Raw genomic sequence first — 17,464 nt, forward strand, 5'->3', positions numbered from 1 at the left:
CCGGCAGGTCGCACCAGTGTGCACCCGACCGCAAAACCCACAGACATCCGTTGACGAACAGACGATTATCCGCAGCCGTACGTCCCGGGTCGCCAGCTTTCCCCGGCAGCAGTGGTGAGATCCTCGCCCATTGCGCCTCGGTCAGCTCATATCGCTTCGCCGCCATCATCCGCTCCGTGTCGAATCACGGAACTCTATGAATCAGCGATCAAACCACTTGGGAATCCCGAATGTCGATCGGGCCTAGGCTAGACGTAAGTCGAGCATGCGCGGCGCCATCTTGCAGCGCACACAGCAATAATATACCCATCTCCCCCGTACCTTCTGGAACATCCGGCCTGCCCCCACCATGTCATCGGGGCCTTCCGGGTCCGGCCCGTTTCACCATACATCGGGGACTTACGATGGACGCAAAATCCACAAAAACAGCAACGCTGACCGTCGGAAACAAGAATTTCGATCTTCCGATCCTGAGCGGCAGCGTCGGGCCTGACGTCGTCGACATCGGCAAGCTTTACGGCCAGTCCGGCCTCTTCACCTATGATCCCGGCTTCACGTCGACCGCGAGCTGCCAGTCCAAGATCACCTATATCGACGGCGACGCCGGTGTCCTGGAATACCGCGGCTACCCGATCGAGCAGCTCGCCGAGAACGGCGACTTCCTCGAGACCTGCTACCTGCTGCTCTACGGGAATCTGCCGACCGCCGCGCAGAAGAAGGATTTCGACGACCGCGTGATCCATCACACGATGGTGCACGAGCAGATGGCCCGCTTCTTCCAGGGCTTCCGCCGCGACGCCCACCCGATGGCGGTGATGGTGGCTTCCGTCGGCGCGCTCGCCGCGTTCTATCACGATAGCACCGACATCAACGATCCGAAGCAGCGCATGATCGCGTCGATGCGGATGATCGCCAAGATCCCGACGCTCGCCGCCATGGCCTACAAGTACACGATCGGCCAGCCCTTCGTGTATCCGAAGAACTCGCTGAAGTTCGCCGAGAACTTCCTGCACATGTGCTTCGCGGTGCCGTGCGAGGAGTACAAGATCAATCCGGTGCTGGCCGATGCGCTGGACAAGATCTTCATCCTGCACGCCGATCACGAGCAGAACGCCTCGACCTCGACGGTGCGCATCGCCGGCTCCTCCGGCGCCAACCCGTTCGCCTGCATCGCCGCCGGCATCGCCTGCCTGTGGGGCCCGGCGCATGGCGGCGCCAACGAAGCCGCGCTCGCGATGCTTGCCGAGATCGGCACCGTGGACAAGATCCCCGAGTTCATCGCCAAGGTGAAGGACAAGAACTCTGAAGTCCGCCTGATGGGCTTCGGCCACCGCGTCTACAAGAACTACGATCCGCGCGCCAAGATCATGCAGAAGATGTGTCACGCCGTGCTCAAGGAGACCGGCCATGGCGACGATCCGATGCTGAAGGTGGCGATGGAGCTCGAGAAGATCGCGCTCAGCGACCAGTACTTCATCGACCGCAAGCTGTACCCGAACGTCGACTTCTATTCGGGCATCACGCTGAAGGCGATGGGCTTCCCGGTTTCGATGTTCACCGTGCTGTTCGCGGTCGCCCGCACCGTCGGCTGGATCAGCCAGTGGAGCGAGATGATCGAGGACCCGCAGCAGAAGATCGGCCGTCCGCGCCAGCTCTACACCGGCGTCACCCGCCGCGACTACGTCGCGATCAAGGATCGCAAGTAAGTTCGGACTTCTGTGTCCTGCGAAACGGCGCCATCGCAAGATGGCGCCGTTTTTGTTTTTGCGGAAATTGTAGGGTGGGTTAGCCGAAGGCGTAACCCACCGACTTCGTTCGGCAAATTCGGAAGCATGGTGGGTTACGCTTCGCTAACCCACCCTACGAATCCCGCTACCGCCGCCCCTTGCGCATCGTTGCCAGCACGATGTCGGCGGCGAGCACGCTCGGTGACTTGTTGCCGGTTGACATGATGCTGTCGAGCTGCGCAAACGCCTCGACCTGTTGCCGGCGCAGCGGCGAATCCGTCAGCACCTGGGCGAGCGCCGGCGCCAGCTTCTCCGGCGTGCAGTCCTCCTGCAAGAACTCCGGAATGACCTCCCTGCCGATCACCAGATTGGCGAGGATCACCGAGGAGACCTTGACCGCGCGGCGCAGGATGAAGGCTTCGATCGCGCTGACGCGATAGGCCGTCACCATCGGAATGCCCGCCAGCGCGAGCTCCAGCGTCACCGTGCCGGATTTCGCCAGCGCCGCGTGGGCGATCCGAAACGCGGCGCGCTTCTCGATTTCGCCGACCACGATCTGCGGCTTGAGCGGCCAGCTCGCCACGCCCTCGCGGATGGTGGCTTCGAGATGCGGCATGGTCGGCAGCATCAGTTCGAAGGCGCGGCCCTCGGCCTGCAATCGACCAAGCGTCGCACCGAACATTTCGAGATGATGCCGGATCTCGCTGCGGCGGCTGCCGGGCAGCACCAGCAGGACCGGCGGCTCGGCATCGCGGCGCGACTGCTCCTGCGCGTTCGGCCGCAGCGACGGCAATTGCTCGATCAGGGGATGACCGACATAGCTGCAAGGCGGCCCGCGCAGCTTGCGGTATTCCTCCGGCTCGAACGGCAGCAGGCCGAGCACGTGATCGACGTAGCCGAGCATGGCGCGCGCCCGGCCCGGCCGCCAGGCCCAGACCGAGGGCGAGACGTAATCGACGACCGGAATCGCCGGATTGCGCGCACGCACGCGACGGGCGACACGATGGGTGAAATCGGGGCTGTCGATGATGACGAGCGCATCGGGCGCGGCCTCCGTCACCGCATCCGCGGTCTGGCGGATCAGCCGCAGGATCTTCGGCAGTTGCTGCACCACCGCGGCGAAGCCGACGATCGACAATTCATCGATCGGGAACAGCGAAACCAGCCCTTCGCGCGCCATGGTGCTGCCGCCGACGCCCTCGAACTGCACGCCATCGCCGAGCCGCTGCCGCAGCACCTTCATCAGCGCGCTGCCCAGCCGGTCGCCGGATTCCTCCGTCGCGATCAGGAAGATCTTCCGCTTCGGATCGCGCCCCTGCATCACGCGGGCAGACCGATGACGAAGAGATATTTTGCGTCGGCCAGCGCAATCATCGCCTGTGGATCGGCGGCAATCGTGTTGCCGGCGATGACGGCGATGCCGGCAAGGCCGGCGCCGGCGACGTGCTCGATGGTGCGCGGGCCGATCGTCGGCAGGTCGAAGCGCAAATCCTGGCTGCTCTTCGGCGCCTTCACCAGCACGCCGCGCCCGGTCGCCGCGCGGATACGGCCCTCCTCGCGCAGGCGCGCGACGCGCGCGAGCAGCGCGTCGGTGCCCTCGATATCCTCGACCGCCACCACGTGGCCGTCGATCACCACGACGGCCTGGCCGATGTCGAACGGACCGAGCGCGCTCAGCACCGCGCGGCCGCGCTCGATATCGGTCTTGCTGGTGTCGCTCGGCCAGGCGCGGCTGATGCAGCCCTCGGGCATCAAGAGGTCGGGCGCGACGTCCTTGATCCCGACCATGCGAAAGCCGCCTTGTTCGAGAATGCGCCCAACGCCGGACAGCAGATGATCGTCGCCACCGCGAAAGGCACGGATGACATTGCCGAGCAGCCGCAATGTCGTGAAGTCGAACCGGATCTCCGAGAGCGAAGGCCGCACCAAGGTGCCGATGAAGATCAGGTCGCGGCAGCCCTCCTCGCGAAACAGCCGCATCGCGCGGCCGAGCTGGCCGACCGAGATCCAGCGATGTCGGAACTTTTCCACCTGCGCGGGATCGCAGGCGCCGCGCAGCGGAAACAGCACCGGCGTGATGCCGCGCGCGGCGAGCGAGTCGGCAACCGCGAACGGCATCGCGCCGCCGCCTGCCACCACGCCGACCGGCGATGCAATCCCTGCCGCCGCCGATGTCATGTCCGCGGCCATCCCAGGATCACTTTTCGATGGCGGGAAGACAGAGCGGGCGATGCTTGCCCTTGCCGATGAAGTCGAGGATCTCGGCGATCGCGGGATCCTCGCCGGCGAGCGGCCGCACCGCTTCGAGGCGCTCGGCGAACATGCCGGGGCCGTGGAAGAGTTTCTGGTAGAACGCGCGCACGGTCGCGAGCCGCTGCTTGGTGAACTTGCGCCGCTTCATGCCGATCAGGTTGAGGCCTTCCAGCGCCGCGTACTGGCCGTTGACCAGCCCGAACGGGATGACGTCGTCGCGCACGCCCGAGAGGCCGCCGACCATCACTTGCGGGCCGATGCGGGTGAACTGGTGCACCGCGGACAGACCACCGATGAAGACGAAGTCGCCGATCTCGCAATGACCGCCGAGCGTCGCCGAGGTCGCGAAGATYACGTCATTGCCGACATGGCAGTCATGGCCGACATGGCTGCAGTTCATGAAATAGCTGCGGTCGCCGACCTCCGTGATGCCGCCGCCGGCCACCGTCCCGGCGTTCATGGTCACGGATTCGCGGATGGTGCAGCCCGAGCCGATCGTCAGCTTCGTCAGTTCGCCACGATAGCTGAGCGACTGCGGCGGCGTGCCCAGCGATGCAAACGGATAGATCGTGCACTCGTCGCCGATCGTGGTCTGCGCGGTGATATGCACGTGTCCGATCAGCTTGCAGTTTTTGCCGATCACGACATGCGGGCCGATGATGCAATAGGGCCCGATCTCGGTACCCTCGCCGATCAATGCGCCGTCTGCCACCCGTGCGGTGGGGTCAATCTTGCTCATCAAGCAATCTTACTTATCAAGAAGGTCTGATTGTGTGTTGAAGTTGCTTCGTTTTCCGGTGGTTAGCGCGACTATGCCTGCTCTGTCCAGTGACGTATCATCTCGGGGTGTTTCAGGCGCCGGATGAGGCGGCCCTCGCAACTGATCAACGCGTTCATGCGGAGCTTCAAGTCCGATGGTCAGAGCCTTGGCAATCCTGCTCGCACAGTTGATGGGGACGCCGATCGTCTCGGAGACGGTCGAGATCGCCGGACGGCCGCCCGTCGATCTCCAGTCATTCGAGTGCCGCGACATCACCCGCAGCACGGTGCTCCAGCGCGTCTGCTACGACCGGGCGCACCAGGACCTCATCGTCGCGATCAATGGCAGCTATGACCGCTATTGCAGCGTCCCGGCCGAGACGGTCGAGCGCCTCCTGGACGCACCGTCGATGGGCCAGTTCTTCAACCGAAATATCAGGCGCGACGTTGCTGGCGACCGCTACGACTGCCGGACGCGCCAGCCTATCCAGCGAAGCTGATCCCGCTCAGTCCGTCAGCATCGCCCCGACGTCGGCTTCCGCGACGACCTGGCCGTTGACCTTGGCGTCGCCGTGAAACCACCACATGGTCTTGCGGCGGCCGATCGAGCGCATGTGGTACTCAATGGTGTCGCCGGGCATCACGGGCTTGCGGAACTTGCACTTGTCGATCGTGAGGAAATAAACCGCCCGCGGCTTCTCGGTGCCCTCGACCGACTTGATGCCGATCACGCCGGCGGTCTGCGCCATCGCCTCGATCATCATCACGCCGGGATAGACCGGGCGATCCGGGAAATGGCCCTGGAACGGCGGCTCGTTGAAGGTGACGTTCTTGATGCCGATGCCGCTGTAATCGGTGCGGATATTGATCACGCGATCGATCAGCAGCATTGGAAAGCGGTGCGGGAGCGTTTGCAGGATCATGTTGATGTCCACAAGCTCGAACCTGACCGGTGCTTCCTCCGTCACTCCCGTTCCTCCTGCTTCGGCTCGGCCTTGCTGTCGCGCGCCAGGCGTTCCACCGCCAAAATCTCCTTGAACCACTGCCGGGTCGGCTTGGCAAAAAACCCGCCCCAGCGCCCGCCCGGCGGGATGTCGTCCTTGACGCCGCTCATGGCCGTCACCTGGGCGCCATCCCCGATCTTGAGGTGGTTGTTGATGCCAACCTTCGCTCCCAGCGCCACGTTGTCGCCGATGGTCAGGCTGCCGGCCAGCCCGATCTGGGCCGCCAGCAGGCAGTGCCGGCCGATGGTCACATTGTGGCCGATCTGGACCTGATTGTCGATTTTGGTGCCCTCCCCGATCACGGTGTCGCGCAAGGACCCGCGATCGATCGTGGTGCCGGCGCCGACCTCGACGTCGTTCTGGATCAGCACCCGCCCGGTCTGCGGCACCTTCAGATGGCCCTCGGGGCCGAAGAAGATGAAGCCGTAGCCGTCCTGGCCGATCGAGCAGCCCGGATGGATCAGGACGTTGTTGCCGATCAGGGCGCACTGGATCGCGGTGCGGGCGCCGACATTGCAGTCCCGGCCGATCTTGACGCCGGGGCCGATCACGGCGCCGACGCCGATCACCGTGCCGCTGCCGATCTCGACATCCGGACCGATGACGGCAAGCGGATCCACGATCACGCCATCCTCGAGCCGCGCCGAAGGGTCGATGATCGCCGACGGTGCGATGCCGTCATTGCCGGTCCAGGATTGCGGCCTGAGCGCGTCGCCGTGCCATTCCCGCGCGATCCTGACGAAGGCGCGGAACGGCTGCGCCACCCGCAGCACCGCCACATGCGCCGGCACCTGGGCCTCGAAACGCGGGCTGACCAGGCAGGCCCCGGCCGCGGTCGCCTTGAGCTGATCGGCGTATTTCAGGTTGTCGAAGAACGTCAGATGCATCGGGCCGGCTTCGTCGAGCGAGGCCAGGCCCGTGATGACGTGGCCGCCCCGGGCGGGGTCGACCAGTTGCGCCTTGGTCAGCGCGGCAATGTCGGCCAGCGCTGAGGCCGGCGGCTTTGTGAAGAAGGTCGGCTGCGCCATTCCACCCCGTCGCGGTCCGGCTTCGGCAAGAAGCGGTCAGGCCGCATCATGCCTTATCTCATGGATTGAGCACGATCTTTTTGGAAACCGGCCCCCAGGGAAATCCAAAGGGAAACCCAAGGAGCCGGATCATGCCCTGCTGATCGAATTAGAACGAGGTGCCGCCGCCGAACCGGAATTCCTGCGTGCGATCGTACTTGCCCTTGGTGAGCGGCACGGCGTAGTCGAAGCGCAGCGGACCGAACGGCGACTGCCAGATCAGGCCGACACCGACCGACGAGCGGACGGCATTGCCGTTGTCATACACCAGGCCGGTACAAGTTCCAGCCGAGGGCGGGTTGATGGTCGACGGCGTGCAGTTCGAGTTCCTGGTCGTGGTCATTTCGTTGGTCACCGACCACGTCGTCGGGCCCTGATAGTCGAAGAGGCCGCCGGCATCGGCGTAGACCGCGCCCTTCAGACCCACTTCCTTCGGCAGGAACCAGAACGGCATCTGCAATTCGAACGAAGCTCCCCAGTACTTGGTGCCGCCGAGCGCGTCCTGCGTGCCAAAAGGATTCAAATCGCGCGGACCGATGCCGTTCGGGGCAAAGCCGCGGACGAGATTCGGGCCCATCTGGAACTGATCCAGCATGCGGATCTCGTTGTTGCCGATCTTGTTCAGGATGCCGCCCTGCAAATGGACGAGGCCGACGATGTCCGACACCAGCGGGGCATAGTACTTTCCGTCCGCCACGGTCTTCAGGTAGGAGACGTCGCCGCCGACACCGGCGAAATCCTGACGGAAGTCGACGAGCAGACCGTCGGTGGGGTTCTTGTTGTTGTCGAGCGTGTTGTAGGTCAGCGTGTAGCCGAGCGCCGAGGTCAGGGTCTTGCCGTTCGAGAGCTCCTTGCGCACCGGCAGCGAGGCTTCGCCGTCGCTGTAGCAACCAAGGCCGTTGGTCGAGCTCAGATCCGGGACGCCGCCATTGGCATTGACGAAGGCCGGGCTCGGGTTGAAGGCCGACGATCCAATGTTGTTGTTACAGTTCGCCAGGTAGAACGGCAGCGTGATTTCCTGCTGGTAGACCGAGTAGCGCAGCTGGAGCGCCAGATCTTCACGCAAGGAGAAGCCGAGGCGCGGGCTGAAGCCCAGCGTCTTGGTGCCGTAGGAGATGTAGCTGTTGGACAGCTGCTGGCGCTGATAGAGGTCGAGGCCCAGCGCGACGCGGTAGTCGAGCAGATACGGCTCGACGAACGACAGCGAATAGCCGCGCGCATACTGGCCGTAGGTCACCGACGCCTTGGCGAACAGGCCGCGGCCCAGCAGGTTGCGCTCGGAGACCGAGACTTCGGCGAGCGCACCGTCCGTGGTGGAGTAGCCGCCCGAGATCGAGAAGTCGCCGGTCGACTTCTCTTCGAGATCGACGATCAGGATCACGCGGTCGCTGGAGGAGCCCGGCTCCGTCGTGATCTTCACGGTCTTGAAGTAGTCGAGGTTCTTCAGCCGGCGCTCGGCACGGTCGACCAGCGCGCGGTTGTAGGCGTCGCCCTCGGAGATGTCGAATTCGCGGCGGATGACGTAGTCGCGGGTGCGGCTGTTGCCGCGGATGTTGATGCGCTCGATATAGGTGCGCGGGCCCTCGTCGATATTGAAGACCACGTTGACGGTGTGCGCTTCGAAGTTGCGGTCACCGCCCGGGCGGACCACGGCGAAGGCAAAGCCGCGGCGCGAGGCCTCGATCTGCATCTCCTCGACCGACTTCTCGACCGATTCGACGTTGTAGAGCGAACCGACATTGACGCGCGAATAGGCGCGCATCGACGTGGGGTCGAAGTTCGGAATGCTGGAGCGGAAGTCGACGGCGCCGACGCGGTACTGCTGGCCCTCCTCGATCTTGAAGGTGACGAGGAAGCCCTTCTTCTCCGGATCGTATTCGGTGAGCGCGGCCACGACCTGGACGTCGGCGAAGCCGTTCTTGAGATAGAAGCGCCGGATCAGGTCGCGGTCGGCCTCGACCCGATCGGGATCGTAGATGTCGCTGCTGGCGAGGAAGCTCAGCAGATTCGATTCGTGCGTCTTGATGATGTCCCGGAGCCGGTAGGACGAGAACGCATTGTTGCCGATGAACTCGATCGACTTGACGCCGGTCTTGGAGCCCTCCTCGACTGTGAAGATGAGATCGACGCGGTTGTTCGGCTGCTCGATGATCTCGGGCGTCACACGGACGTCGTAGCGGCCGGAACGGCGATAGATTTCGGCGATTCGCAGCGTGTCGGACTGCACCATGGCGCGGGAGAAGGTGCCGCGCGCCTTGGACTGGACCTCGGCGGTGAGCTGCTCGTCCTTGATCTTCTTGTTGCCCTCGAAGGCAATGCGCCCGATCACCGGGTTTTCCACCACGGAGACGATGATCTGGCCGCCGGGGCCGCGATTGATCTTCACGTCCTGGAACAGGCCGGTCTCGATCAGCGCCTTCAGGCCGTCATCGATGGCGGCCTGGTCAAGGCGGCCGCCCGGACCCGGCTTGAAATAGGAGCGGATCGTCTCCACCTCGACACGGCGGTTTCCTTCGACGGAAATCCCCTGGACGCTCTGAGCAAGCGCAGACGAAGAAGACACAAAAACAGCCCCGACCGGGGCAACCACCGGCGCGCCGAACATGATCAGGGTGGCAAGCAAGCCGCCCCGGAGTCGCAGTCCAAACTTCATGCGCAACGCGCCCTTATCATTCCGCACCAGACCCAACCCCAAGGCCAGTCTGGAGATTCCCCAAGTTCAAGCCGCTTGTAGCTAATTTCCCCGACGCCGCAAACGGCCCAGCGCGCCGCAATTTCAATTTCAATCCAAGACGTTGCTGATCAGCAACGTCACAAAAAAGCCCCTATCAGGACGCCGCCATTCGGAGGATGTCGTTGTAGGTCGCGAACACCATCAGCATCAGCACCAAACCCAGCCCGATTCGGAACCCCATCTCCTGGGTCCGCTCGGACAGCGGCCGTCCCCGCGCCACCTCTGCCGCATAGAACATAAGGTGACCGCCATCCAGCAGCGGGATCGGGAACAGATTCAGCAGGCCGATCGAGACCGACAGCACGGCACACAGGTTGATGACGAACTGGAACCCGGCGCTGGCCGCCTGCCCCGACATCTTCGCGATTCCGAGAACGCCGCTGACCTCCCCGGGATTGCCATTTCCGACGAACAGCGAGCCGAGGAACTTGAAGGTGCTGGTGATGATGAACCAGACCTGCTCGACCCCGATCTTGAGCGCCTCGCCAACGCCGACCGGCGCGGTCGAGGCCTCACCGGCCTGGGACTTGTGCTCGACCCCGAGCACGCCGAGGCGATGGCTGTTGCCGAACGGGTCCTTGCGCTCCAGCAGCGCCGGCGTCGCGGTCAGCGAAACGATCGCGCCGTCGCGCTTCACCTGGAAGGCAAGCGCCGAACCGGCGTTCATCGCAACGATTCGCTGCATGTCGGCGAAGCTCTCGATCGGCTTGCCGTCGATCTGCACGACGATGTCTCCGACCTTGAAGCCGGCCGTGGCGGCGGCGCCATCGGCGACGACGCCGTCCACGCGCGCGATCGTGCTCGGCTTGCCGTAATACAGCGCCATGCCCGCGAAGATCAGCGCGCCGAGAATGAAATTGGCGATCGGTCCGGCTGCGACGATGGCCGCGCGCGGGCCGACCTTCTTGTGGTGGAAGCTGCCGGCGCGCTCCTCGGCCGTCATGGCCGCAAGCGTCTCGGGCGATGGCGTCGAGGCCTCGCTCTCGTCGCCGAAGAACTTGACGTAGCCGCCGAGCGGGATCGCCGAGATCTTCCAGCGGGTGCCATGGCGGTCGTTGAAACCGACCAGCTCAGGTCCGAACCCGAGCGAAAAGGTTAACACCCGAACGCCCGCCCAGCGCGCGACCAGAAAATGGCCGAGTTCGTGGAAGAACACGACGATGGTCAGGACGAACAGGAAGGGGACCGCGTAGCCGAGGAGCCCATGGCTCAACGTATTGAAAATATGGACAAAAAAGTCGATCATCGATATCCCTCATCCAGCGCCGCAAGGCCCTGGCCCCGAACCATCTAGGATGCCTTTAAGGCAATTTGAGGCAATAGGGCGGCAGCTCTATTTCGCGCAACATGGTCAACAGAGATTGCATCGTCGGCGGAGGTCAAAGGCGCCTGGTTCCCGGTGCGGATCCAGTCCTCCAGCGTCGCCTCCACCAGCCGCGCAATCGCGCCGAAGCGGATCTTGCCGGCGATGAAGGCGGCCACGGCGACCTCGTTGGCGGCGTTGTAGACGGTGGTCGCCCCCTTCCCCGTCCGCAGCGAATCGTAGGCGAGGCGAAGCCCGGGGAACCGCTCGAAATCCGGCGCCTCGAAGGTCAATTGGCCAATCTTGGCCAGGTCGAGCTTGGCCGCCGGCCCCTTGATGCGGTCGGGCCAGCCGAGGCAGTGCGCGATCGGCGTGCGCATGTCGGGCGCGCCGAGCTGGGCCACCACCGAGCGATCGGAAAACTCGACCATGCCGTGGATGATCGACTGCGGATGAACCAGCACGTCGATCTCGTCGGGCGAGAGCGCGAACAGATAGGACGCCTCGATCACCTCGAGCCCCTTGTTCATCATCGAGGCGGAATCGATCGTGATCTTCTGGCCCATGCTCCAGTTCGGATGCTTCAGCGCCTGGGCGAGCGTGGCCTGCTCGATGTCGGCGCTCTTCCAGGTCCGGAACGGCCCGCCCGAGGCGGTGATGATGACGCGGACCAGCTCGTCGCGATTGCCTGAGCTGAGCGCCTGGAACAGCGCGTTGTGCTCGGAATCGGCCGGCAGGATGCAGGCCCCCGCCTTCGCTGCGCGCTGCATGAAGAAGTCGCCGGCGCAGACCAGGCACTCCTTGTTGGCCAGCGCGACATGCGCGCCGCGATCGACCGCAGCCAATGCCGGCTTCAGTCCGGCAGCGCCGCTGACCGCGGCCATCACCCAGTCGGCCGGCCGCGCCGCGGCCTCGATCACCGCGCTTTCGCCGGCGCCGCATTCGGTGCTCGTTCCCGCAAGCGCGGCCTTGAGCTCGGCGAACTTGGAGGTGTCGGCGATGGCGACGAAGCGCGCGGAAAATTCCTTGGCGAGCTTGGCCAGCGCCTCGACATTGCTGTTCGCCGTCAACGCCTCGACGCGATAGCGCTCGGGAGAAGCGCGCAGCAGATCCATCGTGCTGTCGCCGATCGAGCCGGTGGCGCCGAGGACCGTGACGCTGCGGACGCTCGACGCCGCAGCCTTGTTGTTACGCAATGGGACCGCGCTCATATCCTCACCAAACCATAAGACCGCTTCCGGCGCTATGCACACCATGGCGGAGAAAGCCGATAATCCATGCCACCAGGATGGCAGCGACAAAACCGTCCAGGCGGTCCATAAGCCCGCCATGGCCGGGAATTAAGTGACTGGAATCCTTGACTCCGAAGCGCCGCTTGACCGCGGATTCGAACAGATCGCCGAACGCCGACACCACCGACAGGATGGCGCTGACGAGGAGCAGCGGAGCCGCCTTTCCGAGCCCGCAAGCGGCAAAGCCTGCCGCAACCGCAAGGCTCGCGGCAAAGCCGCCGAACGCCCCGGCCCAGGTCTTCTTCGGGCTGACGCGCGGCCACAGCTTGGGTCCGCCAATGCCGCGGCCCGCGAAATAACCGCCGATGTCGGTCGCCCACACCACGAGCAGCACGAACATCAACGCGGCGAAGCCGTTCACGGGATCCTGCCGCACCAGGATCGAGGCCAGCAGCGCCGCCGATGCATAGGCAAAGCCCGCAGCGGCCCAGAGAAACTTGCTCCTCGCAAGCAGCGCAACGATCGCGCCGCCGATCAGGCCGGTGATGACCGCGGCCTTGAGCGCGCCGAAGGCAACGCAGAATCCCATGATGGCGAGGACCGTCGTCCCGGAGGCGGTCAGCGCCACCGACCCCGCCCCCACCACCATGAGCCATTCCGCGAACAGTCCGATCGACACCAGCGTGACGAGAAACGCCCACAGCCAGCCGCCGGCAWAAGCGAGTGCGATGGCGAGCGGCGCCAGCACGGCTGCCGCGGCCACCCGCATCACGAAATTGCTCGAGGCCGGCTGGGTGCCCGCCGGTGCTGCGTCGGGTTCGCTCACGAGGCGGTTTTCGCGACCAGGCCGCCGAAACGGCGCTCGCGTCTGGCAAATTCGGCGATCGCGCCTTCGAGTGCCGCCTTGTCGAAATCGGGCCAGTGGATCGGCACGAACACGAACTCGCTATAGGCGGCCTGCCACATCAGGAAATTGGACAGACGCTGCTCGCCCGAGGTGCGGATGATGAGGTCGGGATCGGGAATGTCGGGCGCGTCGAGATGGGCCCCCAACGTCTCGGCATCGATCGTGTCCGGATCGCGCTTGCCCTCCGCCACTTCGCGCGCGAGCTTCTGCGCCGCCTTCGCGATCTCCTGCCGCGAGCCGTAGTTGAAGGCGACGACGAGCGTGAGGCGCGTGTTGTCGCGCGTCAGTTCCTCGGCCTCGTTCAAGAGCGCGCAGATGTCGCCCTCGAGCCCGTCCCGCTCGCCGATGATGCGCACCTTGACGCCGTCGCGATGCAGGGTCGCGAGATCGTTGCGGATGAAGCGCCGAAGCAGGCCGAACAGATCGCCGATCTCGCTCGCCGGGCGCGACCAGTTTTCCGAGCTGAAGGAGAAGATGGTGAGGTAACGGATGCCGAGTTCGTGCGACGCGCGGACCACGCGGCGCAGGGCCTCCACGCCGCGGCGATGGCCTTCGGCCCGCGGCAGGCCGCGCGCGGCCGCCCAACGCCCGTTGCCATCCATGATGATGGCGACGTGCGCGGGCGCGTCGGACCGGTCGGGTCCTTCCGTGGCTGGCGCGGCGGCGTTGGACATGGAAGACGCTCTAGACGGTGAGGATTTCTTTTTCCTTGGCGGCCAGCAACTGGTCGATCTCGGCGATCGTGCTGTCGGTCGCCTTCTGCACGTCGCCGGCGAGACGCTCCTGGTCGTCCTCGGACATCTCGTGATTCTTTTCGAGCTTCTTGAGGACATCGAGGCCGTCGCGGCGGACATGGCGCGTGGCGACCTTGGCGGCTTCCGCATATTTGTGCGCGACCTTGACCAGTTCCTTGCGCCGCTCCTCGTTGAGCTCGGGAATGCGCAGCCGCAGCACCTGGCCTTCGGTCGCAGGCGACAGGCCGAGATTGGAATCGACGATCGCCTTCTCGACCGGCTTGACCATCGACTTGTCCCAGACCTGCACCGAAATCAGCCGCGGCTCCGGCACGCTGACGGTGGCGAGCTGATTGAGCGGCATATGGCTGCCATAGGCCTCGACCTGGACCGGGTCCAGCATCGATGCGGAGGCGCGCCCCGTGCGCAGGCCACCGAGCTCGTGCTTGAGGGACTGGACGGCGCCCTGCATGCGGCGCTTCACTTCGTTGATGTCGAAAGTACCCGTGGCCATCACGTTTCTCCTTCAAATCCCGGCCAAAATCCCAGCCAAAATCCCAGCGACGTCTCCGCGCCCGCTATGGCGCGACCGATGAGCCGTCAGCCCGCGACGATGGTTCCGTGGCCGCCGCCACGCAGAATTGCGCCGATCGAACCCGGCTCCGCGATCGAGAACACGATGATAGGCAGCGACGTCTCGCGGGCAAGCGCGAAGGCGGTCGCATCCATCACCTTGTAGCCCCCCTCGATGGCCTGTGAATGCGTCAGCCGGTCGAAGCGCTTGGCGGTCGGATCCTTCTTCGGGTCGGCCGAGTAGACGCCGTCGACATTGGTCGCCTTCAGGACCGCCTGGGCGCCGATCTCGGCGGCGCGCAGCACCGCGGTCGTGTCCGTGGTGAAGAACGGATTGCCGGTTCCGCCACCGAGCAGCACGATTCGGCCCTCGGCGAGATATTTGTGTGCCGCGGTGCGGGTAAACAATTCGGAAATCTCGGGCATGACGAAGGCCGACAGCGCGCGTGCCGGTGTGCCCTTGCGCTCGATCGCCGACTCCAGCGCGAGGCAGTTCATCACGGTGGCGAGCATGCCCATGGTATCGCCGGTCGGGCGCGACACGCCACGGGAGGAGACCTCGACGCCGCGCACGATATTGCCGCCGCCGATCACGACGGCAATCTCGGTGCCGAGATGACGGGCGGCGATCAGATCGTCCGCGACCCGGTCGATGGTCGGTTGATCGATGCCAAACCCCTGCTGTCCCGCGAGATATTCGCCGGACAGCTTGATCACGACGCGACGATAGACCGGATCAGACATGAGCACTTTCCTCGTCCGGGCGCCGCTTCCGGCGGCACGCCGGAAGGAACGTTCCGGCGCTTACTTCTTGCCGCTGGCGGCAGCGACTTCGGCCGCGAAGTCGCTTTCCTGCTTCTCGATTCCCTCACCGAGAGCATAGCGCACAAAGCCCGCAATTTTCACGGGGCCGCCGACCTTGCCCTCGGCCTCCTTCACCGCCTGCGCCACCGACTTGCCGGTGTCGTGGATGAAGGCCTGCTCGAGCAGGCAGACTTCCTTGTAATAGGTCTTCAGGCCGGACTCGACGATCTTCTCGATCACGTTCTCGGGCTTGCCCTGCTGGCGATATTTGTCGGCGAGCACGTCCTTCTCGCGCTTGACGGTCGCCGGATCGAGGCCGGACGGCTCGAGCGCGAGCGGGTTGGCGGCCGCGACATGCATCGCGATCTGACGGCCGAGCGCGGCGAGCTCGTCGGCCTTGCCGGGCGATTCCAGCGCCACGATCACGCCCATCTTGCCGGCGCCCTCGACGACCGCGCCATGGACGTAGCTCGACACCACGCCCTGGCCGACTTCAAGCAAAGCGGCGCGGCGCAGCGTCATGTTCTCGCCGATGGTGGCGATCGCGTCATTGATTGCGGCTTCGACCGTGACGTCGCCGACCTTGGCAGCCTTGATCTTCTCGACATCGGCGCCGACGTCGAACGCGACCTGGGCGATCATCTTGACCAGGCCCTGGAACTGGCCGTTGCGCGCCACGAAGTCGGTCTCGGAGTTGACCTCGACCACGACACCCTTGGTGCCCTTGGTGAGCGCGCCGATCAGGCCCTCGGCCGCGACGCGGCCCGACTTCTTGGCGGCCTTGGACAGGCCCTTCTTGCGCAGCCAGTCCTGCGCCGCTTCCATGTCGCCGCTGGTCTCGGTGAGCGCGGCCTTGCAGTCCATCATGCCCGCGCCGGTCGACTCGCGCAGGTCCTTGACCATCGCAGCTGTGATCGTTGCCATCGTTGAAAATCCTTTTTGCCTGCCGGTTTGCCGCGGCGTGGCATCGAGGCGCCCGCCGCGGTCCATCTCAGGAATTCGCGTCAACTGAAATGGTGGCCGGACGCCGTCCGGCCAACCCGTCTCGCTCTTTTGACTATTCCGCTTCCGCGGTCAGCGCCTTGGCCTTGGCGACCCATGCGTCCGCACGGCTCGGCAGACCGACTTCTTCGCCGATCTTGTGCGCGGTGTCGTGGTCGAGTTCGGCGAGCTGCCAGAAGTGGAAGATGCCGAGGTCGTTGAACTTCTTCTCGATCGCACCCGACACGCCCGGGAGCTTCTTGAGATCGTCGGCAGTGCCGCGCGGACCGGCAAGGCCCTGGAAGCCGCTGGTCGAGGGCGGCGGCAGATCTTCGACGACCGGACGAGCCGAGGCGCCGACATCGATGCCCGAATCGCCCTGGGCGCGCGAGATGCCGTCGATCGCCGCACGCGCGACCAGGTCGCAATAGAGCGAGATCGCACGGCCGGCGTCGTCATTGCCCGGCACCACATAGGTGATGCCCTTCGGATCCGAATTGGTGTCGACGATCGCCGCAACCGGGATGTTGAGCCGCTGGGCTTCCTGGATCGCGATGTCTTCCTTGTTGGTGTCGATCACGAAGATCAGGTCGGGCAGACCGCCCATGTCCTTGATGCCGCCGAGCGAGCGGTCGAGCTTGTCGCGCTCGCGCTGGAGCGTCAGGCGCTCCTTCTTCGTGTAGGAGTTGGCTTCGCCGCCAGCCAGAACCTCGTCGAGATGACGCAGGCGCTTGATCGAGGCGGAGATCGTCTTCCAGTTGGTCAGCGTGCCGCCGAGCCAGCGCGAATTGACGAAATACTGCGCGCAGCGCTTGGCCGCATCGGCCACGCCGTCCTGGGCCTGGCGCTTGGTGCCGACGAACAGGATGCGGCCGCCCTTGGCGACGGTGTCGCTGACCGCCTGCAAGGCCGTGTGCAGCAGCGGCACGGTCTGCGCGAGGTCGACGATGTGGATGTTGTTGCGGGCGCCGAAAATGAACGGTGCCATCTTCGGATTCCAGCGGTGGGACTGGTGACCAAAGTGCACGCCAGCTTCGAGCAGCTGACGCATAGTGAAATCGGGTAGCGCCATAGAACTAATTCTCCGGTTGGTTCCTCCGGAAACGTGTGAGCAAGACGGAGCGTTCTCGCCCCGGCTGCCACCGGACGGCCTTGTGAGCCATGTTTCCGTGTGAGATGGCGCGCTGTATAGCGCCATTTCAGCCAGAAGCAAGGAAATAAGGGCCTTTCGGGGGCATTTTCACTGCCCTGCCCCCGGCCCATTTTCCCGTGGTCCTACGCCCCCCGCCTAGCACTTCGGCTTGTCGGGCGGGCATTTCTTCGCCGCAGGCGCCGGCGCAGCCGGCCGTGGCGGCGGGGCGGCCGGACGCGGCGGCGGCGGTGGCG

17 protein-coding genes are annotated in these 17,464 nt (G+C 64.9%); 2 read left to right on the forward strand and 15 right to left on the reverse strand.

From position 1 onward, the window contains the following. Positions 1 to 166, reverse strand: a 166-nt coding sequence (locus ACXJMY_RS36655; RefSeq protein ID WP_456622882.1) for a transposase, incomplete at its 3' end; no start/stop codon positions are given. A gap of 238 nt (positions 167 to 404) precedes the next feature. Here ACXJMY_RS36655 and gltA point away from each other — a divergent pair. Further along, entirely contained in the window at positions 405 to 1,706 is a 1,302-nt protein-coding gene (gene gltA, locus ACXJMY_RS36660; RefSeq protein WP_456624221.1) for a citrate synthase, read from the forward strand. Between the two features lie 166 nt (positions 1,707 to 1,872). Here gltA and lpxB read toward each other — a convergent pair whose 3' ends face one another. The 3 genes from lpxB to lpxA are packed head-to-tail and all read right to left on the reverse strand — an operon-like array spanning position 1,873 to position 4,719. Continuing rightward, complete coding sequence (lpxB, locus tag ACXJMY_RS36665; RefSeq protein WP_456624222.1) at positions 1,873 to 3,051, reverse strand: lipid-A-disaccharide synthase; 1,179 nt, start codon at positions 3,049 to 3,051, stop codon at positions 1,873 to 1,875. Then, positions 3,048 to 3,905, reverse strand: a complete 858-nt coding sequence (locus ACXJMY_RS36670; RefSeq protein ID WP_456624223.1) for an LpxI family protein — start codon at positions 3,903 to 3,905, stop codon at positions 3,048 to 3,050. Before ACXJMY_RS36670 ends, lpxB begins: the two co-directional genes overlap by 4 nt. A gap of 19 nt (positions 3,906 to 3,924) precedes the next feature. Then, positions 3,925 to 4,719: an acyl-ACP--UDP-N-acetylglucosamine O-acyltransferase gene (gene lpxA, locus ACXJMY_RS36675; protein WP_456624224.1), complete on the reverse strand. Its 795-nt coding sequence runs from the start codon at positions 4,717 to 4,719 to the stop codon at positions 3,925 to 3,927. A 175-nt stretch (positions 4,720 to 4,894) separates the two neighbouring features. On the opposite strand from lpxA, the gene ACXJMY_RS36680 reads away from it, so the two are divergent. Then, positions 4,895 to 5,239, forward strand: coding sequence for a KTSC domain-containing protein (locus ACXJMY_RS36680; protein WP_456624225.1), 345 nt, complete (start codon positions 4,895 to 4,897; stop codon positions 5,237 to 5,239). A 6-nt stretch (positions 5,240 to 5,245) separates the two neighbouring features. On the opposite strand, the gene fabZ is transcribed toward ACXJMY_RS36680, so the two are convergent. The 11 genes from fabZ to ACXJMY_RS36735 all read right to left on the reverse strand — a co-directional run bounded on the left by fabZ (position 5,246) and on the right by ACXJMY_RS36735 (position 17,150). Continuing rightward, positions 5,246 to 5,662, reverse strand: coding sequence for a 3-hydroxyacyl-ACP dehydratase FabZ (gene fabZ / locus ACXJMY_RS36685; protein ID WP_249815310.1), 417 nt, complete (start codon positions 5,660 to 5,662; stop codon positions 5,246 to 5,248). Between the two features lie 41 nt (positions 5,663 to 5,703). After that, positions 5,704 to 6,771, reverse strand: coding sequence for a UDP-3-O-(3-hydroxymyristoyl)glucosamine N-acyltransferase (lpxD, locus tag ACXJMY_RS36690; RefSeq protein ID WP_456624226.1), 1,068 nt, complete (start codon positions 6,769 to 6,771; stop codon positions 5,704 to 5,706). A gap of 148 nt (positions 6,772 to 6,919) precedes the next feature. Continuing rightward, positions 6,920 to 9,463 (reverse strand): outer membrane protein assembly factor BamA, encoded by a 2,544-nt coding sequence (gene bamA, locus ACXJMY_RS36695; RefSeq protein ID WP_456624227.1) that lies wholly within the window; start codon positions 9,461 to 9,463, stop codon positions 6,920 to 6,922. A gap of 175 nt (positions 9,464 to 9,638) precedes the next feature. Further along, positions 9,639 to 10,790, reverse strand: a complete 1,152-nt coding sequence (gene rseP, locus ACXJMY_RS36700) for an RIP metalloprotease RseP (protein WP_456624228.1) — start codon at positions 10,788 to 10,790, stop codon at positions 9,639 to 9,641. 44 nt (positions 10,791 to 10,834) lie between these two features. Then, complete coding sequence (gene dxr / locus ACXJMY_RS36705) at positions 10,835 to 12,058, reverse strand: 1-deoxy-D-xylulose-5-phosphate reductoisomerase (protein ID WP_456624229.1); 1,224 nt, start codon at positions 12,056 to 12,058, stop codon at positions 10,835 to 10,837. Between the two features lie 4 nt (positions 12,059 to 12,062). Beyond that, on the reverse strand, positions 12,063 to 12,905 hold the full coding sequence (locus ACXJMY_RS36710) for a phosphatidate cytidylyltransferase (protein ID WP_456624230.1): 843 nt from the start codon (positions 12,903 to 12,905) through the stop codon (positions 12,063 to 12,065). After that, positions 12,902 to 13,660 carry an isoprenyl transferase gene (locus ACXJMY_RS36715; protein ID WP_456624231.1) on the reverse strand — a complete coding sequence of 253 codons (759 nt, stop codon included), beginning with the start codon at positions 13,658 to 13,660 and terminating at the stop codon, positions 12,902 to 12,904. The genes ACXJMY_RS36710 and ACXJMY_RS36715 overlap by 4 nt, the downstream gene beginning before the upstream one ends. Positions 13,661 to 13,670: 10 nt before the next feature. Continuing rightward, positions 13,671 to 14,234 (reverse strand): ribosome recycling factor, encoded by a 564-nt coding sequence (gene frr, locus ACXJMY_RS36720; RefSeq protein ID WP_456624232.1) that lies wholly within the window; start codon positions 14,232 to 14,234, stop codon positions 13,671 to 13,673. 86 nt (positions 14,235 to 14,320) lie between these two features. Beyond that, the gene (pyrH, locus tag ACXJMY_RS36725; RefSeq protein WP_456624233.1) at positions 14,321 to 15,037 is read right to left on the reverse strand and encodes a UMP kinase; all 717 of its coding nucleotides are present in this window, start codon (positions 15,035 to 15,037) and stop codon (positions 14,321 to 14,323) included. 60 nt (positions 15,038 to 15,097) lie between these two features. Continuing rightward, a complete protein-coding gene (gene tsf / locus ACXJMY_RS36730) occupies positions 15,098 to 16,021 on the reverse strand; it encodes a translation elongation factor Ts (RefSeq protein WP_456624234.1) in 924 nt (307 codons plus the stop codon). 133 nt (positions 16,022 to 16,154) lie between these two features. Further along, the gene (locus ACXJMY_RS36735) at positions 16,155 to 17,150 is read right to left on the reverse strand and encodes a 30S ribosomal protein S2 (protein ID WP_456624235.1); all 996 of its coding nucleotides are present in this window, start codon (positions 17,148 to 17,150) and stop codon (positions 16,155 to 16,157) included. Positions 17,151 to 17,464: the final 314 nt, after the last annotated feature.

The sequence above is a fragment of the Bradyrhizobium sp. P5_C12 genome (assembly GCF_054049735.1).

What these genes read in the sequence shown, in the direction of transcription:
- ACXJMY_RS36680 (WP_456624225.1), top strand. Translation starts at nt 4,895, where the DNA reads ATGGTCAGAGCCTTGGCAATCCTGCTCGCACAGTTGATGGGGACGCCG.
- gltA (WP_456624221.1), top strand. Translation starts at nt 405, where the DNA reads ATGGACGCAAAATCCACAAAAACAGCAACGCTGACCGTCGGAAACAAG.
- pyrH (WP_456624233.1), bottom strand. Translation starts at nt 15,037, where the DNA reads ATGTCTGATCCGGTCTATCGTCGCGTCGTGATCAAGCTGTCCGGCGAA.
- ACXJMY_RS36715 (WP_456624231.1), bottom strand. Translation starts at nt 13,660, where the DNA reads ATGTCCAACGCCGCCGCGCCAGCCACGGAAGGACCCGACCGGTCCGAC.
- rseP (WP_456624228.1), bottom strand. Translation starts at nt 10,790, where the DNA reads ATGATCGACTTTTTTGTCCATATTTTCAATACGTTGAGCCATGGGCTC.
- ACXJMY_RS36670 (WP_456624223.1), bottom strand. Translation starts at nt 3,905, where the DNA reads ATGACATCGGCGGCGGCAGGGATTGCATCGCCGGTCGGCGTGGTGGCA.
- frr (WP_456624232.1), bottom strand. Translation starts at nt 14,234, where the DNA reads ATGGCCACGGGTACTTTCGACATCAACGAAGTGAAGCGCCGCATGCAG.
- bamA (WP_456624227.1), bottom strand. Translation starts at nt 9,463, where the DNA reads ATGAAGTTTGGACTGCGACTCCGGGGCGGCTTGCTTGCCACCCTGATC.
- ACXJMY_RS36735 (WP_456624235.1), bottom strand. Translation starts at nt 17,150, where the DNA reads ATGGCGCTACCCGATTTCACTATGCGTCAGCTGCTCGAAGCTGGCGTG.
- lpxD (WP_456624226.1), bottom strand. Translation starts at nt 6,771, where the DNA reads ATGGCGCAGCCGACCTTCTTCACAAAGCCGCCGGCCTCAGCGCTGGCC.
- tsf (WP_456624234.1), bottom strand. Translation starts at nt 16,021, where the DNA reads ATGGCAACGATCACAGCTGCGATGGTCAAGGACCTGCGCGAGTCGACC.
- fabZ (WP_249815310.1), bottom strand. Translation starts at nt 5,662, where the DNA reads ATGATCCTGCAAACGCTCCCGCACCGCTTTCCAATGCTGCTGATCGAT.
- dxr (WP_456624229.1), bottom strand. Translation starts at nt 12,058, where the DNA reads ATGAGCGCGGTCCCATTGCGTAACAACAAGGCTGCGGCGTCGAGCGTC.